Source organism: Solirubrobacter ginsenosidimutans, assembly GCF_027587205.1.
On sequence record NZ_JAPDOD010000027.1, the window covers coordinates 69179 to 90884 of the forward strand.

The 21706-nt window shown below is 70.1% G+C and carries 20 protein-coding genes; 9 read left to right on the top strand and 11 right to left on the bottom strand.

Annotated elements, in window-relative coordinates:
* The first annotated feature begins 114 nt into the window (after window positions 1-114).
* The 7 genes from OM076_RS25870 to OM076_RS25900 all read left to right on the top strand — a co-directional run bounded on the left by OM076_RS25870 (window position 115) and on the right by OM076_RS25900 (window position 7718).
* Window positions 115-1227 (top strand): ABC transporter ATP-binding protein, encoded by a 1113-nt coding sequence (locus OM076_RS25870; protein ID WP_270042991.1) that lies wholly within the window; start codon window positions 115-117, stop codon window positions 1225-1227.
* Window positions 1220-2377, top strand: a complete 1158-nt coding sequence (locus OM076_RS25875; RefSeq protein WP_270042992.1) for a polyamine ABC transporter substrate-binding protein — start codon at window positions 1220-1222, stop codon at window positions 2375-2377. The genes OM076_RS25870 and OM076_RS25875 overlap by 8 nt, the downstream gene beginning before the upstream one ends.
* On the top strand, window positions 2374-3237 hold the full coding sequence (locus tag OM076_RS25880) for an ABC transporter permease (RefSeq protein WP_270042993.1): 864 nt from the start codon (window positions 2374-2376) through the stop codon (window positions 3235-3237). The genes OM076_RS25875 and OM076_RS25880 overlap by 4 nt, the downstream gene beginning before the upstream one ends.
* Before the next feature lies 1 nt (window position 3238).
* Window positions 3239-4111 (top strand): ABC transporter permease, encoded by an 873-nt coding sequence (locus OM076_RS25885; RefSeq protein ID WP_270042994.1) that lies wholly within the window; start codon window positions 3239-3241, stop codon window positions 4109-4111.
* A gap of 94 nt (window positions 4112-4205) precedes the next feature.
* Window positions 4206-4661: a VOC family protein gene (locus OM076_RS25890; protein WP_270042995.1), complete on the top strand. Its 456-nt coding sequence runs from the start codon at window positions 4206-4208 to the stop codon at window positions 4659-4661.
* A gap of 223 nt (window positions 4662-4884) precedes the next feature.
* Entirely contained in the window at window positions 4885-5997 is a 1113-nt protein-coding gene (locus tag OM076_RS25895) for an SMP-30/gluconolactonase/LRE family protein (protein ID WP_270042996.1), read from the top strand.
* A 41-nt stretch (window positions 5998-6038) separates the two neighbouring features.
* Window positions 6039-7718 carry a thrombospondin type 3 repeat-containing protein gene (locus OM076_RS25900; protein WP_270042997.1) on the top strand — a complete coding sequence of 560 codons (1680 nt, stop codon included), beginning with the start codon at window positions 6039-6041 and terminating at the stop codon, window positions 7716-7718.
* Here the strand turns inward: OM076_RS25900 and OM076_RS25905 are convergent.
* From OM076_RS25905 to OM076_RS25935, 7 genes are all read right to left on the bottom strand, one after another.
* Window positions 7715-8872, bottom strand: a complete 1158-nt coding sequence (locus OM076_RS25905) for an ABC transporter ATP-binding protein (protein WP_270042999.1) — start codon at window positions 8870-8872, stop codon at window positions 7715-7717. The genes OM076_RS25900 and OM076_RS25905 overlap by 4 nt on opposite strands.
* 14 nt (window positions 8873-8886) lie before the next feature.
* Window positions 8887-9879, bottom strand: a complete 993-nt coding sequence (locus tag OM076_RS25910) for an SIS domain-containing protein (RefSeq protein ID WP_270043000.1) — start codon at window positions 9877-9879, stop codon at window positions 8887-8889.
* Window positions 9863-10960, bottom strand: coding sequence for an N-acetylglucosamine-6-phosphate deacetylase (nagA, locus tag OM076_RS25915; RefSeq protein ID WP_270043001.1), 1098 nt, complete (start codon window positions 10958-10960; stop codon window positions 9863-9865). Before nagA ends, OM076_RS25910 begins: the two co-directional genes overlap by 17 nt.
* Window positions 10957-11784, bottom strand: coding sequence for a carbohydrate ABC transporter permease (locus OM076_RS25920; protein ID WP_270043002.1), 828 nt, complete (start codon window positions 11782-11784; stop codon window positions 10957-10959). The genes nagA and OM076_RS25920 overlap by 4 nt, the downstream gene beginning before the upstream one ends.
* Complete coding sequence (locus OM076_RS25925; protein WP_270043003.1) at window positions 11781-12749, bottom strand: carbohydrate ABC transporter permease; 969 nt, start codon at window positions 12747-12749, stop codon at window positions 11781-11783. Before OM076_RS25925 ends, OM076_RS25920 begins: the two co-directional genes overlap by 4 nt.
* A complete protein-coding gene (locus tag OM076_RS25930) occupies window positions 12746-14032 on the bottom strand; it encodes an extracellular solute-binding protein (RefSeq protein WP_270043004.1) in 1287 nt (428 codons plus the stop codon). The genes OM076_RS25925 and OM076_RS25930 overlap by 4 nt, the downstream gene beginning before the upstream one ends.
* A gap of 120 nt (window positions 14033-14152) precedes the next feature.
* Window positions 14153-14887 (bottom strand): GntR family transcriptional regulator, encoded by a 735-nt coding sequence (locus OM076_RS25935; RefSeq protein WP_270043005.1) that lies wholly within the window; start codon window positions 14885-14887, stop codon window positions 14153-14155.
* Between the two features lie 96 nt (window positions 14888-14983).
* Here OM076_RS25935 and OM076_RS25940 point away from each other — a divergent pair, with 96 nt between their 5' ends.
* Window positions 14984-16417: an HD-GYP domain-containing protein gene (locus OM076_RS25940; RefSeq protein WP_270043006.1), complete on the top strand. Its 1434-nt coding sequence runs from the start codon at window positions 14984-14986 to the stop codon at window positions 16415-16417.
* A gap of 88 nt (window positions 16418-16505) precedes the next feature.
* Window positions 16506-17129, top strand: a complete 624-nt coding sequence (locus OM076_RS25945; RefSeq protein ID WP_270043007.1) for a hypothetical protein — start codon at window positions 16506-16508, stop codon at window positions 17127-17129.
* Here OM076_RS25945 and serA read toward each other — a convergent pair.
* From serA to serC, 4 genes are read right to left on the bottom strand one after another with little or no spacing between them, the layout of a single operon-like run.
* Window positions 17126-18742 carry a phosphoglycerate dehydrogenase gene (gene serA / locus OM076_RS25950; RefSeq protein WP_270043008.1) on the bottom strand — a complete coding sequence of 539 codons (1617 nt, stop codon included), beginning with the start codon at window positions 18740-18742 and terminating at the stop codon, window positions 17126-17128. The genes OM076_RS25945 and serA overlap by 4 nt on opposite strands.
* The gene (gene ilvC, locus OM076_RS25955) at window positions 18742-19740 is read right to left on the bottom strand and encodes a ketol-acid reductoisomerase (protein ID WP_270043009.1); all 999 of its coding nucleotides are present in this window, start codon (window positions 19738-19740) and stop codon (window positions 18742-18744) included. Before ilvC ends, serA begins: the two co-directional genes overlap by 1 nt.
* 11 nt (window positions 19741-19751) lie before the next feature.
* Window positions 19752-20570, bottom strand: a complete 819-nt coding sequence (locus tag OM076_RS25960) for a class I SAM-dependent methyltransferase (RefSeq protein WP_270043010.1) — start codon at window positions 20568-20570, stop codon at window positions 19752-19754.
* A 3-nt stretch (window positions 20571-20573) separates the two neighbouring features.
* Window positions 20574-21701, bottom strand: a complete 1128-nt coding sequence (gene serC, locus OM076_RS25965) for a phosphoserine transaminase (protein WP_270043011.1) — start codon at window positions 21699-21701, stop codon at window positions 20574-20576.
* Window positions 21702-21706 lie beyond the last annotated feature (5 nt).

The window sequence follows — 21706 nt, forward strand, 5'->3', positions numbered from 1 at the left end:
AAGGCTCAGCATGACGCTCTGTCATGCATCATTGCGGAACATCCGACCCACTGTCCATTGTGTCGTTAACGTCTAACCGGAAGGGTGGGCAATGGTCAGACGGAAGGAGCGAGGGTGGCAGCAACGCAGGCCGAGGCCGACATCCATCTCGAGGGTGTGACGAAGCGTTTCGCCGATATGAAGGCGGTGGACGACCTCACGCTGTCGATCCCACGCGGGAACTTCTTCGCGATGTTGGGACCGAGTGGCTGCGGCAAGACCACGACGCTGCGCATGATCGGCGGGTTCGAGAACCCGACTGAAGGGCGCGTCTTCCTCGGCGGCGCAGACGTCACCGAAGCGCCGCCGTACAAGCGCGACGTCAACACTGTCTTCCAGTCCTACGCGCTCTTCCCGCACCTGACGGTCGAGAAGAACGTCGCGTTCGGCCTCGAGCGCAAGAAGGTCTCCAAGGACGAGGTCCGCAAGCGGGTCGGCGACGCCCTCGAACTGGTTCAGCTCGCCCACCTGTCCAAGCGCAAGCCCGGCCAGCTCTCCGGCGGCCAGGCGCAGCGCGTGGCCCTGGCGCGCGCGCTGGTCAACCGCCCGCGGGCGCTGCTGCTCGACGAGCCGCTCGGCGCGCTGGACCTACGCCTGCGCAAGCAGCTGCAGATCGAGCTCAAGCGCATCCAGCAGGACATCGGGATCACGTTCGTGCACGTCACCCACGATCAGGAGGAGGCCATGACCATGGCCGACGAGATCGCGGTCATGAACGTCGGCAAGATCGAGCAGGCGGGCTCGGCGACCGATCTCTACGAGCGCCCGAAGACCGCGTTCGTGGCCAACTTCCTCGGCATCTCGAACCTCGTCGACGCGCAGGTGCGTGCGGTCAACAACGGGCACACGCGGTTGGAGACGCACGACGGGGCGGATCTCAACGTGCCGACCGAGCGCTGCGGCCCGCACGGGACCCACGAGGTCCGCGTGGGCGTGCGACCGGAGAAGATCCGGCTCTTCCCGGAGGGCGACGCGGTACCGGACGGGTCCAACATCCTGCGCGGCAAGGTCGTCGTCGCCGCATTCCTGGGCGTCTCGATCCAGTACATCATCCGTACCGCGGGCGGCGAGGAGCTCAACGTGTTCACGCAGAACACGGAGGGCGCGGAGCCGGACTCGCTGGGCGTCGGGCGCGACGTGCAGCTGGCCTGGAGCCCGGAGCACACGTTCGTGGTCGACCGTGACTGATCCGCGGACGACGCGGCGCGTCTTCCTCGGCCGGGCCGGCTCGCTCGCGCTGGCGAGCTCGCTCGCGGGCTGCGGGATCGAGGGGACGCTGGAGCGCGCGCAGAAGGCCGCGACGCCGATCCCGACGATCCACCACCCGAAGGTCCCGATCGGGGACTGGACGTTCTCCAACTGGCCGCTCTACATCGACAAGAAGGTGCTCAAGACCTTCGACCAGCGCTACGGCGGGCACGTCAAGTACGTCGAGGACATCAACGACAACGACGAGTTCTACGGCAAGGTCCGCCAGCAGCTGCAGGCCAACCAGTCGATCGGGCGCGACATCGTCGTGCTGACGGACCCGATGGCGGCCAAGTGGGTGCGCAACCACTACGTGCAGGCGCTCGACCGCAACAACATCCCGAACGTCACCGCGAACCTCGTCGACAACCTGCGGACCATCCCCTACGACAAGAAGCGCCAGTTCACGGTGCCGTGGCAATCGGGGGCGGTCGGGCTCGGCTACAACCCGAAGAAGACCGGGCGCGAGCTGAACTCGATCAACGACCTGTTCGACCCGGCCTTCAAGGGGCGGGTGACGATGCTCTCGGAGCCGTACGACTCGGCCTCCTCGACGCTCTTGGGCATGGGGATCGACCCCACGACGGCGAAGATCGACCAGATCCTGAAGGCGATCGACAAGATCCAGCAGTACGCCGACGCCAACCAGTTCCGGCGCTTCACCGGCAACGACTACTCGACCGACCTGACCAAGGGCAACATCTGGGTCGCGCTCGCCTACTCGGGCGACATCGTCCAGCTGCAGTCCGACAACCCGGACCTGAAGTTCGTCTACCCGGACGAGGGCGCGATGTTCTTCACCGACAACATGATGATCCCCAACAAGGCCGAGCACGTCTTCGCGGCCGAGACGATGATGAACTTCGTCTACGAGCCCGAGATCGCGGCCAAGCTGGCGATCTACGTGAACTACCTGTCGCCGGTGAAGGGCATCAAGGAGATCGTCGAGAAGACCGATCCCGACATCGCCAACAACCCGCTGATCTTCCCGCCCGACGAGATCCGGGCCAAGCTGCATCCCTACCCGGCGCTGTCGGACACCGACGAGCGCACGATGAAAGAGGCGATGGCGAAGGTGACCGGAGCATGAGCCTCGCGACCCGCCGCAAGCTCCTCCCCTGGCTGTTCATCGGCCCGGGCCTGCTGTGGCTGCTGCTCTTCTTCCTCTATCCGCTGCTCAATCAGGCGAGCGTCTCGCTGATGAGCGGCGATCCCGAGCACGGCTACAACCTCACCTGGGCGTTTCACACCTACTGGGACGCGATCAGCGACTACAAGACCCAGTTCGGCCGCTCGATCCTCTATGCGGGGATCGCGACGATCCTGTGCCTGGTCATCGGGTTCCCGCTGGCGTACTTCACCGCGTTTCACGCGGGCCGCTGGCGCGGGCTGATCCTGCTGCTGATCATCCTGCCGTTCTTCATGTCCTACGTGCTGCGCACGGTCGCGTGGCAGCTGATCCTGTCCGACGACGGCGCGGTCGTGAGCTTCTTCCGCACCATCGGGCTGCTCGGCGACGACGGACGGCTGCTGGCCTCCAGCACGGCGGTGATCGCGGGCATCACCTACAACTTCCTGCCGTTCATGGCACTGCCGCTGTACGTGGCGCTGGAGAAGATCGACCGGCGGCTGCTGGAGGCCGCGACCGACCTCTACGCCTCGCGGGCCACCGCGTTTCGCAAGGTGACGGTGCCGCTGGCGCTGCCGGGCATCTTCGCCGGCTCGCTGCTGACCTTCATCCCCGCGTGCGGCGATTTCATCAACGCCGCCCTGCTGGGCACACCGCAGCAGTACATGATCGGCAACGTGATCCAGTCGAAGTTCCTGAACATCCTCGACTACCCGACGGCGGCCGCGCTGTCGTTCACGTTGATGGTGTTCATCCTGATCGGCATCTTCCTGTACGCCCGGCTGCTGGGCACGCAGAACCTGACCGAGGCGGCGATCTGAGATGGCGGTCACCGAAGCCCCGCCCGCTCCCAGCGCCGCGCCGGCGCCCTCGCGCGGCGGCAGGTCGCACGACAAGCTGCGCCACTGGGGCCTGGGCATCTGGTCGTTCCTGGCCCTGCTGTACCTCTTCATCCCGGTCTTCATCGTCGTCCTGTTCTCGTTCAACGACAATAAGGGCCGCTTCAACTTCACCTGGCAGGGATTCACCCTGCGCCACTGGCAGCACCCGTTCGCGGATCCGGACCTCTCCAAGGCGCTGACCAACTCAGTCGAGATCGCGCTGATCTCGACGGCGATCGCCACCGCCCTGGGCACGTTCATGGCAATGGCGCTCGTGCGCTACCGCTTCCGCGGGCGCTCGACGGTGGACTTCTTCGTCTTCATGCCGCTGTCCTCGCCCGAGGTCGTGCTCGGCGCGGCGCTGCTGGCGATGTTCCTGACGCTGAACATCGGCACCGGGTTCGTCACGATCGTCATCGCGCACGTGATGTTCACCGTGAGCTACGTCGTAGTAACAGTGAAAGCGCGACTAGAGGGCATGGACCGCCACATCGAGGAGGCGTCGATGGACCTCGGCGCGACCGAGTGGGTGACGTTCCGCAAGATCACCTTGCCGATGATCGCCCCGGGCGTCGCCGCGGCGGCGATGCTGGCGGCGGCGATCTCCTTCGACGACTACGTCGTCACGTCGTTCAACGCCGGCCAGACGCAGACGTTCCCGCTGTTCATCTTCGGCGCGACCCGTCAGGGCGTCCCGGCCGAGGTCAACGTGCTGGCGACGCTGCTGCTGATCGCCGTCCTGGTGCTGATGGGGCTCAACCTGCTGGTCCAGAAGTCGCTGGCCCGCCGCGACCGCGTGCGCACCGACGGCTGAGATTTCGCCGGAGCCGAGCTCGACCGATGAGTTCCGCCGGGTGGGCGGGTCTAGGAGGACGTACGCCATCGAGGCACCGATCGGAGACCCCACCATGAGCACTCCCGCACACCCCGGCCGCATGCTGTTCGTGAACATGCCCGTAGCGGACGTCGAGCGCAGCAAGGCGTTCTTCGCGAAGCTCGGGTTCAGCTTCAACCCGATGTTCACCGACGAGTCCGCCGCCTGCATGCTGGTCGGCGAGCACGCCTTCGTCATGCTGCTCAGCCGCGAGCGGTTCGCGGAGTTCTCGAAGCATCCGATCGCCGATCCCACCACGCACGCGCTGGCGCTGTACTCCTTCAGCGCGTCGTCGCGCGATGAGGTCGATACGGTCGGCGCCGCCGCGCTCGCGGCGGGCGGCACCGAGGCAGACGACGCCGAGGACCACGGCTTCATGTACTCACGCAGCTTCTTCGACCTCGACGGCCACGGCTGGCAGGTCATGTGGATGGACCCGGCGGCGGCGGAGCAGGGCCCCGAGGAGTTCGCGGCCGACGCCGCGGCCTGACCCACCTAGGCGCTGACGCGGAAGCGCCCTACCAGCTCCTGGAGCTGACCGGCCGTGTGGGCCAGCGCTTCCGCCGAGGCGGCGATCTCCTGCGTCGTCGCCGACGTCTGCTGGGCCGAGGCATGCGCGCCTGGATCCAGCAGTCAGCGAATGCACCGCTTCAACCGCCCGCCTCCCGCGCACGTATGTCCTCGCGGAGTCCATTCCGAAGGGAGACCGGAACATGCTTCTTCGTGCAGGGTTGGCCGTCGCGGCGGTGGCCGCGGCGGGATTGGGGGCCGCCGTCGCGCAGGGCGACGGGGACGGGCCGCGGCCGTTGCGGCCGGACGCGCAGTGGACGACGGTGTTCAAGGTCCCGGCCGGCGGCGGGATCGAGGGGCTGACCGCCGACCGGCGCGGCGACCTGTACACCGCCGGGCGCGCCCCGGCGGGCGCGCCGTGCCCGGTGTTCCGCATCCGCGACGGGGTGAGCGCCGTGGTCGGCAACCTCGCGGCGCCGTGCGGGCCGGCGGGGCTGGCGTTCGGGCCGGACGGGCGGCTGTACGTCACCAACAGCGATCACATCGACGTTTTGAAGCCGGACGCCGCGTCGCCGCCGACGGCGACGCTGTTCGCGAGCGGCGTGCCCGGGGCCAACGGCGTCGCGTGGGACAAGGACGGCTCGCTGTGGGTGAGCGACGGCGGGACGGCGCAGGGGCGCGTGTGGCGGATCGGGCGCGACAAGGTCGCCACCGAGGTCTTCCGCGTGCAGCCGCTGGCGAACACCGTGCTGCCGGGCGGCGTCGGGCGCGACGTCCGTGGCCTGCCGCCCGGGGAGATCACGATCACCGACACCTCGCGGCAGGCGTCGAACACGCTCGGCTCCCAGCACATCGTCGCCAACGGGCTCGCGTTCGGGCGTGACGGGACGCTGTACGTCGCCGACACGGCGCGCGGGGCGATCTGGCGGGTCTACCTCGACGGGCACGGGCGGGTGCGATCGCCGATGGGCTGCGACACGACGTTCACTCCGGACACGCTCTGTCTCGACGACGTGTGGGTGCAGCACCCCTACCTCGAGGGCGCGGACGGGATCGTGCTCGACGGCGACGACAACGTCTACGCGGCCGCCAACGAGCGCAACGCGGTCACGGTCGTGACCCGGCGGGGCGAGGTGCGCGAGTTCTTCCGCAACGGGCTCGCCGCCTCGCGCCTGCGCGACGAGGGCCCGCTCGAGTTCCCGACCAGCCCCGTGCTGGTCGGCCGCAAGCTGTGCCTGACAAGCTCCGACGGGGCGCGCCGGGACAACTTCCCCAACGCACCTGGCGAAGGGGCAAAGGTGTCCTGCGTCGGCTGATCGCCCTTGCGCTTGAGGCAGGGAGTGGGAAGGCTGCCCGGATGCCGGTCCGGTCTTCCCTGCTCCTTGCCACTTTTGTCACACTCGCGGCCGCCGTTCCCGCGGCGGCCGCGCCGCCCGTCCTCGTCGAACCGGGGTCGGTCGGCGCCAGGGTCGGCTCGATCATCACCACCGAGTACGACGCGTTCGGGCTGATCTTCAGCAATGGCGCGCCGACGATGCTGTCCTCGATCGACGAGGGGCTGCTGACGTGGACGGGCGCCACGCCCACCGGCGCGATGGACTGGGCCGCGCCCGTCCGCGCGCGGATCGTGCTGCCCGGGACCGGCGGGCAGGCGGCCGCGACGTCGAGTGTCGTCGTCGAGGCGGGCTACGACGAGCGTGCCGGCGACTTCGTCGAGGCCTTCGACTGTGCCGGCCACTCGCTCGGCGTCGTCGGCCGGTCCAGTCAGAACGACGGACCGCACGGGCGCTCGCAGTTCCGCCTCTCCATGCCCGGCATCTCGTCCTTCAGCGTCTACGCCACGCTTGACCCGCCGGACGTGTTCGGCGTGCCGTCGATCCGGCTCGGGGAGACCGCGCCGTGCATCGACGGTCAGGTGGCACTCGGCGGTGCGTCCACCGCCACGCTCGGCACGCCGCAGGCGCTCTCGGCGACGGTCACCGAGAACGGCGCGCCCGTCGCCGACCGGGCGGTGACCTTCACGGTCACGAACGGTCCCAACGCGAAGCTGACGCTGAGCGGGCAGACGGGCAAGGACGGGATCGCGACCGTGGCCTACGACGGCACCGCCGAGGGGACCGACGTCGTCGAGGCCGACTACGCGCCGCCCCAGCAGGCCGAGCTGCGATCCAAGCCGCTGAGCGTGACCTGGTCGGCTCCGCCGCCTCCCCCACCGCCGCCGCCGCTCGTTGTCGAAGCGCCGAAGGACACCGATCGGGACGGCGTGCCGGACGCGACGGACAACTGCCCCGAGGTCGCCAACGCCGACCAGAAGGATGGTGACGGCGACAAGGTCGGCGACGCGTGCGACATCCTTCCGCCCGGCGACGCGCCCGTGGTCGCGGGCGAGACCGCGCAGGTGACCGCGGTCAGCGGCGAGGTCTTCATCAAGCTCCCGAAGGGGACGAAGGTGTCGGCGCGGGCGGCACGGGCCTACGCGCGGGCCGCGCAGGCGGCGCCGATCAGCGGGTTCGTCCCGATCAAGGGCGTCGCGACCGTGCCGGTCGGGTCGCAGATCGACTCCCGCAAGGGCCAGCTCGACCTCAAGACGGCGTCCAAGTACGGGTCCAAGGGCCAGCGGACGAACCTCCAGCAGGGTCGCTTCGGGGCGGGCATGTTCGCGATCCGCCAGGCCGCGCGGCGCCGCGCGAAGTCCGGCAGCGCCAAGCCGAGCACCGACCTGGTGCTGCAGACGCCGCCCGGCCTTTCGCGGGCGTGCGCCGCGGGCAGCGGCGTGCGCCCGATCAAGGGCGTCGTGCGCACCTTGACGGGGACGGCGAAGGGCGCGTTCCGCATGATCGGCGCAGCGGGCACGATCACCGCGACCGCGGCGACCTGGATCGTCTCCGATCGCTGCGACGGGACGCTGACCGAGGTGGGACGCGGGAAGGTCGTCGTCCGCGACACGCGCTTGAAGAAGGACTTCACGCTGCCCTCCGGCCAGGGCTATCTGGCGCGGGCGCAGCTCTTCGCCGCGCGGCAGAAGGGCAAAAACTAAGCCGGGACCGGAGTCTCGGCGGGAGCGCGAAGGGCTTCGCCCGTCTCGAGGTCGAAGCCGTGCAGGCGGGCGGGATCGACGGTGAGCTCGACACGGTCTCCGACCGCGACCTCGGCGCGGGCTTCGGTGACGAGCGTGAAGAACGCGCGGTCGTCCTCGGCGAGGAGGATGTCGTCGTCGGGGGCGGCGTCGATCGCCTCGGCGAGCGCGGCGGTGCGCAGGCGCGGGGCGTCGATGCCGACGACGACGTGGGTCTCGGTTCCGAGGCGCTCGACGACCTGGACGACGCCGGGGACGCCGGAGCTGCCCAGCTTGAGGTCGTGCGGGCGGACGCCGAGGACGATCCGGCCGCGCAGATGCGAGCCCGCGGCGAGCGGGACGCGGCAGGTGCCGAAGCGCGCTTCGCCGTCCTCGATCTCCGCCTCGACGAGGTTCATCGCGGGTGAGCCGATGAACGCGGCCACGAAGAGGTTCGCGGGGTGCTCGAACAGGACCTCGGGCGTGTCGCACTGCTGCAGCACGCCGCCGCGCAGCACCGCGACGCGCTGGCCGAGCGTCATCGCCTCGATCTGGTCGTGGGTGACGTAGACGGTCGTCACGCCCAGGCGCTCGTGCAGGCGCGAGAGCTGGGCGCGCATCGAGACGCGCAGCTTCGCGTCGAGGTTGCTCAGAGGCTCGTCCATCAGGAAGGCCTGCGGTTCGCGGACGATCGCGCGGCCCATCGCCACGCGCTGGCGCTGGCCGCCGCTCAGCTCGCCTGGCTTGCGCTCGAGCATCTCCTCGAGGCCGAGGATCTTCGCCACCTCGTCGACGCGCTGGGTGATGTCGGTCTTGGCGGTCTTGCGCAGCTTCAGGCCGAAGCCGAGGTTCGCGCGCACGGACAGGTGCGGGTAGAGCGCGTAGTTCTGGAAGACCATCGCGATGTCACGCTTGCGCGGGTCGAGGTGGGTGACGTCGCGCTCGCCGATCAGGATGCGGCCGTGGGTGGTCTCCTCGATCCCCGCGATCAGCTTCAGCAACGTCGACTTGCCGCAGCCCGACGGGCCGACCAGCACCATGAACTCGCCGTCGCGTACCTCGAGGCTCACGTCGTGGACCGCGTGCGGGCCGTTCTTGTAGTCCTTGCTGACTCCCTCTATCTGGATCCCGGGCATGGTTCCGGCCCCTTTCATGACGTGAGCGTGACCTTCTGGAGGCCGGTCGGGCGGTCGACGTCGCGGCCGAGGTGCTCGGCTGCGCCGACGGCGAGAAGTTGCGCGGGGATGACGGCGACCAGCGGCGAGAGCCACTCGGGCACCGGTTCGAGGGCGATCCGGCGGCCGGCCAGCGGCGCGTCGCTGATGACGGTGACGTCGGCGCCGCGCGACGACGCGGCGTCCAGCAGCTCGCGCATCCCGTCGAGGGTCGGGCCCGACGGCGCGATCGCGAGGATCGGGAAGCCCGGCTCGACGATCGCGATCGGGCCGTGCATGAAGTCCGCGGAGGACCACGGGGCGGCGATCACGCCGGTCAGCTCGGAGAGCTTCAGCGCGGCTTCGAACGCCGTGCCGTAGGCCACGCCGCGGCCGACGACGGCCAGCCGCTCCCAGCCCGCGGCCGCCTCGAACGGCACGTCGACGCCCAGCTGGCGCGCCATCGCGTCCGGGATCTGCGCGAGTTCCTCGTCGTCGACGCCCGCCAGCGCCGCGATCGCGCCCAGCGACGCCGTGTAGGTCTTCGTCGCCGCGACCGAGCGCTCCGGCCCGGTCCGCAGCGCGATGACGTGCGTGGCCGAGCGCCCGAGCAGCGAATCCGGCTCGTTGGTGATCGCGATCGTGATCGCGCCCTGCTCGTTCGCGGCGGCCACGACGCCCGCCACGTCCGGCGACGCGCCCGACTGCGAGATGCCGAGCACGAGCGCGTCGCGGTAGTTCAGCGAGGCGTCGTAGAGCGTGTGCAGCGAGGGCGTGGCCAGCGCGACCGGCATGCCCCAGTAGCGCCCGAACAGGTGCTGGGCGTAGCGCGCCGCGTTGTCGGAGGAGCCGCGGGCGGCGATCACGCCGAAGCGCGGCCGGCGCGCGGCGATCTCCTCCCCGGCGGCCGCGATCGCGCCTGCCGACTCGCGCAGCAGCCGGTCCAGCACCGCCGGCTGCTCCGCCATCTCACTACGTGCGAGCGACACGCTCTCTCCCGTCCACGAGAACCCGGATCACGTCCATTCGATCATCCAGCACGACGATGTCGGCCGGGGCGCCGGGCACCAGCCGGCCCAGGTCCGGGCGCCGCGCCACCCGCGCGGGCACCTCGCCCGCCGCGCGCAGCGCGTCCGGGAGTGCGACGCCGAGCGAGACGAGGTTGCGGACGCCCTCGATCATCGTCAGCGCCGAGCCCGCCAGCTGGCCCTCAGGGCCGCGCACGACGCCGTCGGACGCGAGCACCTTGCGCCCGCCGAGCACGAACTCGCCGTCGCCCGTCCCGGCCGCCGGCGCGGCGTCGGTCACCAGCGCGAAGCGCGAGGCGGCCGCGTGCCACGCCACGAGCACGGTGTCGGGCGCGACGTGGTGCAGATCGACGATCACCTGCACGACCACCTCCGGGCGCGCGAGCGCCGACATCGCGATCGACGGATCGCGCGCCGTGCTGTGGCGCATCGCGTTGAAGAGGTGGGTGACCGTGCGGACGCCGCGATCGAAGGCCAGGTGCGCCTCGGCCGCGGTGGCATCGGTGTGGCCGGCCGAGGCGGTGATGCCACGCGCCACCAGCTCGTCGATCAGCTCGAAGGCGCCCGGCAGCTCCGGCGCGAGCGTCACCTGCGACACGGGCGCGGCGTCGAGCAACCGGCGCAGCAGCGCCAGATCCGGCGGCAGCACCCAGCGCGGGTCATGCACGCCCGCCCGCCGGGGCGAGAGGAACGGGCCCTCGACGTGGGCGCCGAGCACGCGCGGGCCGATGCCCCCATGCGGCATCGCGCGCAGCGCCTCGAGCAGGGTCGCTTCCGGCGAGGTCACGAAGGTCGGCTGGAACGCCGTCGTACCCGTCGCCAGCAGCGCCTCGCCCACCCGCGCGTACCCGTCGTGGTCGGTCGCCATCAGGTCCACGCCCGCGAACCCGTTGACCTGGAGGTCGACGAAGCCGGGGGCGGCGATGCCAGAGCTGGAGCCGTTGCGAGCGAGCCCGACGGCCTCGATGACGCCGTCGGCCACCGAGACGTCCCCGGTGACGAGCACGCCGTCGACGAGGGCGGCGGAGACACCGAGCCTCATCCTTTGACCGCCCCAGCCGTGCGCGCGGTCATCAGGTGCTTGCGCGCGAGCACGAACACCAGCGCCACCGGCAGCGTGTACAGGACCGAGGTCGCCATCACCGCGCCCCAGTCGGTGTCACCGCGCCCGACGAAAGACTGCAGCACCAGCGGAACGGTCTTCTTGTCCTCGCTGTTGATGAAGGTCAGGGCCAGCAGGAACTCCTTCCAGCCCTCGAGGAAGGCGAGCACCGCCGTCGTGGCCAGGCCGGGTGCGGCCAGCGGCAGCACCACGCGCACCATCGCCCCGAAGCGCGTGGCGCCGTCGATCCGGGCCGCGTACTCGAGCTCCTCGGGGATCGACATGATGAAGCCGCGCATGACCCAGATCGCCAGCGGCACGCAGAACGCCAGGTACGTGACGATCAGGCTCCAGTAGGTCCCGAGCAGCCCAGCCTTGCGCATCGTCACGAACAGCGGGATCACGAGCACGACGAGCGGGAACATCTGCGTCATCAGCACCAGCATCAGCAGGATGTGGGTGATCTTCGCCCGCCAGCGGGCGAGCGCGTAGGCGGCCATCGCACCGACGATCAGGCAGATCACCATCGTCCCCGACGCCACGATCAGCGAGTTGCCCAGTGCCCGGCCGACGTGACCCTCCCCCAGCACCCGCGGGTACTGGCCCCACTGCGGGTTCGACGGCCACAGATCCGGCGTGCGCGTATAGATCTCCGAACGCGTCTTCAGCGATGTGATCACGACCCAGTAGATCGGGAACAGCGCGAATGCGGAGATGAGGGCCATCGCGCCGTACATCCACCCGCGCTTCAGAAGCCACCTCATACCGTGCCCTCGCGACCGATCAGGCGAACGTAGAGCAAGGAGAACGCCAGCAGGATCAGGAACAACACGACGGCAACCGCGCTGCCCAGCCCGTAGTGACTCAGAGCGAACCCTTCGCGGTAGGCCGCGACCGCGGCGGTGTCGGCGGCGCGGTCGGGCACGCCGGCGGCCATTACGTAGATCTGGTCGAAGATCTTGAAGTCCCAGATCGTGGAGAACACGACCAGGACGGCGACGATCGGCCGCAGCAGCGGCAGCGTCACCAGCCGGAAGCGGGCCATCGGGCCCGCGCCGTCGACGGCGGCGGCGTGCAACAGCTCCTTCGGGATCGTCTGCAATCCGGCCAGCAGCGACAGCGCGATGAACGGAAACGACTGCCAGACCACGGTGATGAAGATCGCCACGTAGGCACTAAAGCGTCCGGCGAACCAGGCGTAGTCCTGGAATCGGTCGAAGCCGACCTGTACCAGCGCCCAGTTGACGAACCCGTAGCGCGAGTCGAACAGCCACTTGAAGATCGCCGAGGCGGCGATCGCCGGCACCGCCCACGGCAGCAAGACGGCGATCGAGAAGAACACGTTCCCGTGCAGGCGCTGATTGAGCAGCAGCGCGACCGCGAAGCCGAACACCATCGTCCCCGCGACGCACAGCGTCCCGAAGACCACCGTGTTGACCAGCGACGCCCGCAGGTGCTCGTCGGAGAAGACCTCCTTGAAGTTGTCCAGCCCCACCCACGTCGACCCGCCGTAGATCAGCTCGCCCAGCCCGGTGTCGGTGAAGGACAGGTAGACCGTACGGACCAGCGGGTAGCCGACGAGGCCGACGATGATCACCAGCGCCGGCAGCAGCAGCAGGACCGGCATGGTCAGCCGCGCCACCGCGCGGCGGGCGAGCGCCGCCGCGGGCGGCCGCGGGGCGCGCGCGGCCGCGCGCCCCGTCCCGACTGCTGCCGGCGCGGTACTCAACCCGCGAACTCCGCGTCCATCTTCTTGGCCAGGTCGGCCACGGCCTGCTGCGACGTCGTCTGGCCCTTCATCACCTTCTGGACCTCGCCGTCGAAGATGTTCGCGCCCTCCAGGCCGCCCCACTTCGGCGACGGCGGGTAGACCGCGGAGTGATCGAGCAACTGCTCAGCGAACGGCTTGCGCTGCGGGTCACTCAGGTAGCCGGACGCCTTGATGCCGTCCGTCGTGCCCGGCAGGAACCCGATCTCGCTCGTGAACTTGTTCAGCTGCGCCGGCTCGAGCATGAAGTCGATGAACGCCGCGCCGAGGTCCTTGTTCTTGGACTCCTGGAACTGCACGAGGTGCGACCCGCCCGCGAACGCCGTGTTCTTCCCCGACGGTCCGGCCGGCGCCAGCTCGGTGCCGATCTTCTTCTCGAGCTCCGGCTTGGTGGCGATGATCGAGTTGTAGGTCCACCCACCCGCGATCAGCATCGCGACGTCGCCGTTGGCGAACGCCGTCTGGGCGTCGGGCTCCTCCCAGCCGACGGCGGCCTTCGGGTCCAGGCCGTCCTTGTAGAAGGAGGCGTAGTAGTCCAGCGCCTTCGCCGCCTCCGGCGAATTGAGCGCGGACTTCCAGGTCTCACCGTTCTGGGTGGCGATCTGCCCGCCCGCCTGCCAGATCGTCGGCAGGTACATGTGCTCGCTCAGCCCAGTGAACGAGACGGGATAGACCCCGCCGCCGACCTTGGACTTGATCGCCTTCGACGCGGCCATCATGTCGTCCCACGTCTTGGGCGGCTGCACGCCCGCCTTGTCGAGCATGTCCTTGCGGTAGATCAGCGCCCGCGCCCCGGCGTACCACGGCTTGCCGTAGACCTTGCCGTTGAGCGTCGCGGCGTCGACCAGGCTCGAGACGTATTGTCCCTTGGAGATCTTGGGCTGCTCCACCAGCCCGCCCTGATCGGCGAACTCCGGCGTCCAGGTCGTGCCCATCTCGGCGACGTCGGGCACCTTCCCGCCGGCGATCGCGGTCACGAACTTGTCGTGGGCCTGCGCCCACGGGACGAACTGGATGTCGACCTTCGTGCCGGGGTGCGCGGCCTGGAAGTCGGTCCCGTACTGCTTGACGACGTCCTGGATCTTCGGCGAGCCCGGATCCATGATCCAGACGCTGATCGAGCCGGAGAGCTTGTTGGACGCGGTGCTCGCGCCGCCCGTCGTCTTGTTGTCGTCCGAGCCGCCGCAGGCGGCCACGACCGTCGCGAGCGCCACGCCCACGACCGCCACGCTGAACTTCCTCATCCGTCCTCCTCGTCCCACCCGACCGGGGCGGGTAGATTGGAAGCGTCGGCCGCTCGAACCGGACGACGCAACGACGTACCTCGCCGGCCGCCTTCGGGCGGCCGGCGTCCTTTCCGGCCCTCAGCGGAGGGCCGGGCGCAGCTCCGTCACCAGCCGGTACCGGTCCCCGCGGTACACCGACCGGACGAACTCCACCACCTCCCCAAGCTCTGATTGCGTGGTGCGCTCGAAGAGGAACGCCGGCGAGTGCACCGGCACGCTGAGCAGGTCAGCCTCCTCGGGGCTGGTCACAGTCGGCTCGATCGTCTGCGTGCCCGAGGCGATCACGATCCCCCGGCGCACGCGCAGCAGTTCGTAGAAGGAGTGGGTGGCGAGCTCCTCGCGGCGCAGGTCCGGCAGCAGCGCGTGCGGCGCATGCAGCCATTCGATCGCCATCGTCTCGTCGTCGGCCAGACGCAGGCGGGTGATGACCCACACGTCGTCGACGGGCGAGATCTGCAGCCGCTGGCCGAGCTTGGCCCCGGCGCTCTGGCGCTCGAAGGAGACCACCTGGCTGCTCGGGCGCATCCCGCGCCGCGCCATGTCCTCGCTGAAGGAGGTCATCGTCAGCGGCAGCGCGATCTTCGGCTCCGCGACGTAGGTGCCGCTGCCGTGGCGGCGCAGGAGCAGACCCTCGCGCACCAGCTCGTCGATCACCGCGCGGAGCGTCGGCCGCGACACGCCGAGATCCGTGGCCAGCCGGCGCTCGGACGGCAGGGCGTCGCCGACCGTCAGCTCGTCGAGCATCCCGAGGATCTCGTCACGGACGAGGGCCTGCTTGCTCCCCCGGCCGTTCGTATGGGCCAATCCGCTCATCACCGCTCTCCGGGGCGGCACAGTACACACTGGTCAAGGAGTGGTCAAGACCACTTTCGCTCAACCTTGGACGGTGACGGTCGATATCCCGGGGCAATGTCGCGGAACAGGATCTTTGCCACCGGCGTGTTCTTCCTGGCCGTCATCCCCGTGGTGATGGTGGCCGTGATCGGCACGAATCCCGCGTCGCTGCCCGCCACGGTGCACTTCGGGCTCGTGGGCGGCGCCGCCGGGCTCACCTCGCTCGCGTCGCTGTCGCTGAGCCTCGCCGGCGCCCGGGCCCGCGACGGGCGGGCGATCCTGATGGGCACCGCGTTCTCGACGATGACCGCGCTGTTCGCGATCCACGGCCTCTCCACGCCCGGGTTCCTGATCGGCAAGAACGGCATGATCGCCCTGGCGGGCGGCCTCTCGGTCCCCGCGGGCGCCCTGCTCCTCGCACTGACCGCCCTCCCCGCCCTGCGCCGCCCGGTCAACGTCCGCTGGCTCGTCGCGCTGCAGGTCTCGCTCTTCGTCGCGATCGTCGCGTTCGGGTTGTTCGGCATGGCGTTCCCGCAGGACATCCCGGCGGTGCCGAAGCCCGACTCCCAGCCGTCGGATCTGCTCTTCGGCGTCGGCGGCACCGCGCTGCTGCTGCTGATCGCGCGCGCCGTGCGCACGTACCGGCTGACCCGGCGTGCCGCCGACCTCACCGTGGCGCTCGGCTGCGCATGGCTCGGCGTCACGCTCTACGCCAACCTGATCCTCGGTGGCGGGACGCTCGGCTTCTACGCCGGCCACGTGCTCGAGATCGCCGCGGTCGCGCTGGTCAGCATCCCCGCCGCGCTGGACATCAAGCGCGCGGGCGCCTCGCGCCCGCTCGTCGGTGACCTCACCGCGCCCGACCTCGTCGCCGGCGAAGAGGCCTACCTCGGCCCGCGCGTGCGCGCCCTGATGGTGCAGCTCGAGCGCCGCGACGTCTCCACCGAGGAGCACACCCGCCGCGTCGCCCTCCTCGCCGCCCGCGTCGGCGAGGAGCTCAAGCTCTCCGCGACCGCGCGCCGTCACCTGGCCGTCGGCGGCCTGCTGCACGACATCGGCAAGCTCTCGGTCCCGCTGGAGATCCTCAACAAGCCCGGCAAGCTGACCGACGACGAGTTCGCCGCGATCAAGCGCCACCCCGGCGACGGCCGCCGGCTCTTGGAGGAGCTGGGAGGCTTCCCGGAGGCGGTCCGCGGGCTCGTCTCCGACCACCACGAGCGCCTCGACGGCAGTGGCTACCCGCGCGGGTTGACCGCCGAGCGGATGAGCGTCGAGACGCGCATTCTCGCCGTCGTGGACGTCTACGACGCGCTCGTCTCAGACCGCGTGTATCGCGCCGCGTGGAGCCCCGAGCGCGCGTTCGGCCTGCTCGACGAGGAGTCGCACGCGTACGACCAGGGCGTCGTGTCCGCGCTCAAGCGGGTCGTCGGCTGCGACGTGGGCTTCGTGGCCGACGTCTCCCCGGCGCCCGTCCAAGCACCGCGCCTGCGCGCGCCCCGCACCGCGTAAGAATCTCAACGCACGGCCGGTTGCGACGGGTCAGCATGGGGACATAAGATCGCCCCCGTCTACCCACGGATGGGAGTGTTGGTTCCTGATGCGTCCGCAGCTCGTGCCGCTGCTCGGAGTGCTCGCGCTGGCGATCGGAGCCGCGCCGCTCGGCTTCCTGCTGCGCGAACAGCCCGCGACGCCGCGCGCGTGGGCGAAGTCCCCACCCGAAGCGCCGCTCGCCGCGCCGAAGCCACCCGCCCACTGGGACCTGCCGGCGCGCGAGTCGCTCGCGCTGCTGCGGCGGACGACGGCCGCTGAGGCGAAGCGCTCCCTCACCGCCCTGTCCTCCTGCGAGTCGCACGCGGGCCGCCGCTCGGCCAAGCGCCGCAACCGTGATTACCGCCGCTGCGCGACGCCGCCGCTCGCCCGCGTGCACGCGTTCGCCAGCGCCAACAGCCACATGCTGTCCAACCTGGCCAACGCCTCAAAGCCGGCGCGCGAGTGCCGCGGCCGCGTCCTGGCGCTCTCGGGGATGGCCAGCACGCTCGCGTTCACGACGAACTCGACGCTGCGGGGCGGGCTCGACGCGCCGTGGGACGAGCTGCTGGACGCCTCGCGCTCGATCCGGGGCCTCGCGGCCGAGACGCTGCGCCTCGCGCGCGAGCCCGGGTGGAGCTCGACCTGCAAGCCGCAGCCGGGGGCCAGGCCCCCAGCTGCGCCTGTGCTCTAGTCCAGGCTGAGCGAACGGCCGCTGACGAAGCCGTCGAAGCCGGCGATCTGCGTGACGACGTCGTCGGGAACGCGGACGTCGGTGGTGACCGCCATGACCGCAAGGTCGGTGCGAGCGCCGTCCTCCTGGCGCCCGACCGCCGCGGCCGAGATGTTGATGCCGTGCTCGCCGAGGCAGCCGCCGACGCGGCCGACCATTCCGGGCACGTCGGAGTAGCGGAACAGCGTCAGGTGCGGATCGTCGATCTGCAGGTTGAAGCGCTGGCCCCAGGCCTCGAGCAGGTGCGGGCGGTGCAACTGCCCGAGCGTCGTGCCCACGACGCGCACCCGGTCGTCGCCCTTGACGAGCGTGACCCGGATCAGGTCGGCGTAGTCGCGCGACTTGGTCTCGCGCCGCTCGGAGACGGCGATGCCGCGCTCCTCGGCCAGCGTCGGGGCGTTGACGAGGTTGACCTCCTCCTCGGTGCGCCCGGCGAACAGGCCCATCAGGACGGAGAGGGTGAGGAAGCGGGTGTCGCGCTCGGCGATCCGCCCCAGGTGCTCGACCTCGACGCGTTCGACGCCCTGCTCGGCGAGCGCCGCGGCGATCCGGCCGAGGCGCAGCGCGAGCGGGACGAACGGCCCGAGCACCGCGGAGTCCTCCGCGGAGATGGCGGGGATGTTGACGGCGGTGGAGACGACCCCGCCGGTCAGGGCGGCGACGACCTGCTCGGCCGTCTGCACGCCCGCGCGGTCCTGCGCCTCGGCGGTCGAGGCGCCGAGGTGCGGGGTGACGACCACGTTGGGGTAGCCGAAGAGCGGGTGATCGGTGATCGGCTCCTGGGCGAAGACGTCCAGGGCGGCGCCGGCGACCTTGCCGGAATCGATCGCGTCCTTGAGGTCCTCGTCGACGACGAGCGGGCCGCGGGCGACGTTGATGATCCGCACGCCGTCCTTGGCCTTCGCGAGCGTGGCGCTGTTGATGAAGCCCTGGGTCTCAGGGGTCTTCGGCAGGTGCAGCGTGAGGAAGTCGGCGGCGGCGAGCACCTCATCGGAGGTCTCGGCCTTCTCGGCGCCGATCTCGCGGAAGCGCTCGGCGCTGACGAACGGGTCGAACGCGACGACGCGCATGCCGAAGGCGCGGGCGCGGATCGCGACGAGCTGGCCGATGCGGCCGAACCCGAGCACGCCGAGCGTCTTGCCCTCGACCTCGGTGCCGCCGAACTTCGAGCGCTCCCACTTGCCGCTCGTGAGGCTCGCGTGCGCCTGCGGGATGTTGCGGGCGAGCGCGAGCATCAGCGCAACGGTGTGCTCGGCGGCGGCGACCGTGTTGGCCTCCGGCGCGTTGGCGACGATGATCCCGCGCTTGGAGGCGGCGGCGACGTCGACGTTGTCCACGCCCACGCCCGCGCGGCCGACGACCCGGAGCTTGTCGGCGCGGTCGATGACCTCGGCGTCGAGCTTCGTGGCGCTGCGGATCAGGATGCCGTGGTAGCTGCCGATGCGCTCCAGCAGGTCGGCGCGGCTCCAGTCGGTGCCCAGGTCGACGTCGAACTGCTCACGCAGCATGTCGACGCCGGTGTCGGCGATCTTCTCCGCGACCAGGACGCGGAAGGGTTCCGTCAGCGTGCTCATCAGCCCTCTTCGAATTCCGTATCGATCCAGCTCATCATCGAGCGCAGTTCCTTGCCCTCGGTTTCGATCTGGTGACCCATCTCTTCCTTGCGCATGCGCTGGAAGTTCTCCTGGCCGGCGCGGTTCTCGGCGATCCATTCGCGGGCGAAGGTGCCGTCCTGGATCTGGCCGAGGACGTTCTTCATCGCCGCGCGCGTGTCGTCGGTGATGATCATCTTGCCGCGGGTCAGGTCGCCGTACTCGGCCGTGTTGGAGATCGAGTGGCGCATCCCGGTGATGCCCTTCTCGTACATCAGGTCCACGATCAGCTTGAGCTCGTGGAGGCACTCGAAGTAGGCGAGCTTGGGGTCGTACCCGGCGTCGACCAGCGTGTCGTAGCCGGCCTTGACGAGCTCGGAGACGCCGCCGCAGAGCACGGCCTGCTCGCCGAACAGGTCGGTCTCGGTCTCGTCCTTGAACGTCGTCTCGATGACGCCGCCGCGGGTGCCGCCGATGCCCTTGGCGTAGGCCAGCGCCAGCTGCTGCGCGTTGCCGGTGGCGTTGGAGTCGATCGCGATCAGGCACGGGACGCCCGAGCCCTCGACGTACTGGCGGCGGACCAGGTGGCCCGGGCCCTTCGGGGCGACGAGCGCGACGTCGACCTCCGGCGGGGCCTCGACCTCGCCGTAGTGGATCGAGAACCCGTGACCGAACATCAGGAGGTTGCCGGGGGCGATCCCGTCCTTGATCGACTCCTCGTAGACGTCGTGGTGCTTCTCGTCCGGGAGGAGGACCATCACGATGTCGCCGCGGCTCGACGCGTCGGCCAGATCGGTGACCTCGAGGCCCGCCGCCTTGGCGTGCTCGACCGACTTCGAGCCTTCGCGGAGACCTACGATGACGTCTACGCCGGAGTCCTTCAGGTTCCGGGCGTGGGCGTGGCCCTGGGAGCCGTAGCCCAGGATCGCCACGGTCTTGCCCTTCAGCAGGTCCAGATCCGCGTCATCGTCGTAGAACATGGGCGGCGATGTTAGGCGGTCGCGGTCGCGACCCAGGTTCGAGCGGGAATTTCCAGACGGTCGTCGGGTTGCGTGAACGGCTCGGCGATTTTCTCGAGGTCGGCCAGGACGTCGCTGCGCGTCGCGAAGTCCAGCTTCTTGTCCGCCTCGCCGACGGCTCCGCTCGTGAGCGTGACGTGCGTCCACCAGTCGTCGAAGTCGGCGAAGCGCATCACGAAGTCGATCGCGTCGACCTCGGGCTCGATGAACCCGGCCGCCTGCATCGTCTCGACGATCAGGTTCGGGTCTGCCCACGTGAACTGCCCGGGGTCCTGGGGCGGCGGAACGAGCCCGCGCCGGCGCAACGCCTGCGTGGGCGCTGCGCTCCACAGGTTCTCGTCCGGCCCGGTCCACGCGGCGAGGGCGAGCTTGCCGTCCTGCTTGAGGATGCGCCGCGTCTCCCTGAGTGCCGACTCGGGGTCGTCGAGCAGCATGTAGCCCCACCGGCACAGCACGCTGTCGATGCTCGCCGCCGCCTGATCGATTGGCGTGCTCAGGTCGATCTGCCGGAAGCGGACGTTCTTGCCCTTCGCCCTTCTCTGCGCCGCCGACAGCATCTCGGGCGAGAAGTCCGAGGTGATCAGCTGCCCGCCGGGCTCGACGAGCTCCGCCGCGAGAAAGCCGGTGTCCCCGAGTCCCGCGGCCAGATCGAGGATCGTCTGCCCGGGCTGCGGCTGGATCGCCTCGACCATCGTGAGGGACACCGGCATGGTGTCCCGCGCGAACTGGTCCGCACGCGCTTCCCAGCCGACGGCGGCCTTGATCCAGCGCTCGCGGGATTCGAGGGTCACGGGTTAGAGGTTCTCGACGACGAAGTCGATGCAGGCGGTGAGGGCCTTGACGTCCTCCGGCTCGATGGCCGGGAACATCGCGACCCGCAGCTGGTTGCGGCCGAGCTTGCGGTAGGGCTCGGTGTCGACGATCCCGTTGGCGCGCAGCGTCTTGGCCACGGCGGCGGCGTCGACCGCGTCGTCGAAGTCGATCGTCCCGACGACGAGCGAGCGCTTGGCCGGGTCTTTGACGAACGGCGTCGTGTACTCCGTCGCCTCCGCCCAGTCGTAGAGATGGGTCGACGAGGCGGTCGTGCGCTCGACGCAGCCTTCGAGACCGCCGAGGCCGAGCATCCACTCGAGCTGGTCGGCGAGCAGCACCAGCGTGGCAAGCGCGGGCGTGTTGTAGGTCTGATCCTTGAGCGAGTTGTCGAGCGCGGTGCTGAGGGAGAGGAACTCCGGGATCCAGCGGCCGCTTGAGGCGATCTCCGCGATCCGCTCCTGCGCCGCCGGGCTGGCGAGCGCGAGCCACAGCCCACCGTCGGCGGCGAAGCACTTCTGCGGGGCGAAGTAGTAGACGTCGGCGTCCTTGGCGTCGACCGGGAGGCCGCCGGCGCCCGACGTGGCGTCGATCAGGACGAGCCCGTCACCGACGCGCTCGACGGGCACCATCACGCCGGTCGAGGTCTCGTTGTGCGCCCACGCGACCACGTCGGCCGACGGGTCGGAGGTCGGCGCGGGCGCGTCGCCCGCGTCCGCCTTGACGACGATCGAGTCCTGCAGGAACGGCGCGTCGTTCGTCGCCTTGGCGAACTTCGACGAGAACTCACCGTAGGTCAGGTGCAGCGCCTTGTCGCGCACCAGCCCGAAGGTCGCGGCGTCCCAGAACGCGGTGGTGCCGCCGTTGCCGAGCACGACCTCGTAGCCGTCGGGGAGCTCGAACAGCTCGCTCAGGCCCGAGCGGACGCGGCCGACCAGCGACTTGACCGGCTTCTGCCGGTGCGAGGTGCCCATCAGCGCGGCGCCGTCGCCGGTCGCGAGGCGCGCGAGCTGCGCGGGACGGACCTTCGACGGCCCGCAGCCGAAGCGGCCGTCGGCGGGCTTGAGGGCGTCGGGGATGGTCACTGGCGTGGTGGTGTCAGAAACGGACACGTGAA

Excerpts from the sequence above, each read along its gene's own strand:
- OM076_RS25895 (WP_270042996.1), top strand. The coding sequence starts at position 4,885 with ATGCTTCTTCGTGCAGGGTTGGCCGTCGCGGCGGTGGCCGCGGCGGGA.
- OM076_RS25905 (WP_270042999.1), bottom strand. The coding sequence starts at position 8,872 with ATGCCCGGGATCCAGATAGAGGGAGTCAGCAAGGACTACAAGAACGGC.
- OM076_RS25935 (WP_270043005.1), bottom strand. The coding sequence starts at position 14,887 with ATGAGCGGATTGGCCCATACGAACGGCCGGGGGAGCAAGCAGGCCCTC.
- OM076_RS25890 (WP_270042995.1), top strand. The coding sequence starts at position 4,206 with ATGAGCACTCCCGCACACCCCGGCCGCATGCTGTTCGTGAACATGCCC.
- OM076_RS25920 (WP_270043002.1), bottom strand. The coding sequence starts at position 11,784 with ATGAGGTGGCTTCTGAAGCGCGGGTGGATGTACGGCGCGATGGCCCTC.
- nagA (WP_270043001.1), bottom strand. The coding sequence starts at position 10,960 with ATGAGGCTCGGTGTCTCCGCCGCCCTCGTCGACGGCGTGCTCGTCACC.
- OM076_RS25940 (WP_270043006.1), top strand. The coding sequence starts at position 14,984 with ATGTCGCGGAACAGGATCTTTGCCACCGGCGTGTTCTTCCTGGCCGTC.
- ilvC (WP_270043009.1), bottom strand. The coding sequence starts at position 19,740 with ATGTTCTACGACGATGACGCGGATCTGGACCTGCTGAAGGGCAAGACC.
- OM076_RS25945 (WP_270043007.1), top strand. The coding sequence starts at position 16,506 with ATGCGTCCGCAGCTCGTGCCGCTGCTCGGAGTGCTCGCGCTGGCGATC.
- serA (WP_270043008.1), bottom strand. The coding sequence starts at position 18,742 with ATGAGCACGCTGACGGAACCCTTCCGCGTCCTGGTCGCGGAGAAGATC.
- OM076_RS25900 (WP_270042997.1), top strand. The coding sequence starts at position 6,039 with ATGCCGGTCCGGTCTTCCCTGCTCCTTGCCACTTTTGTCACACTCGCG.
- OM076_RS25885 (WP_270042994.1), top strand. The coding sequence starts at position 3,239 with ATGGCGGTCACCGAAGCCCCGCCCGCTCCCAGCGCCGCGCCGGCGCCC.
- OM076_RS25880 (WP_270042993.1), top strand. The coding sequence starts at position 2,374 with ATGAGCCTCGCGACCCGCCGCAAGCTCCTCCCCTGGCTGTTCATCGGC.
- OM076_RS25930 (WP_270043004.1), bottom strand. The coding sequence starts at position 14,032 with ATGAGGAAGTTCAGCGTGGCGGTCGTGGGCGTGGCGCTCGCGACGGTC.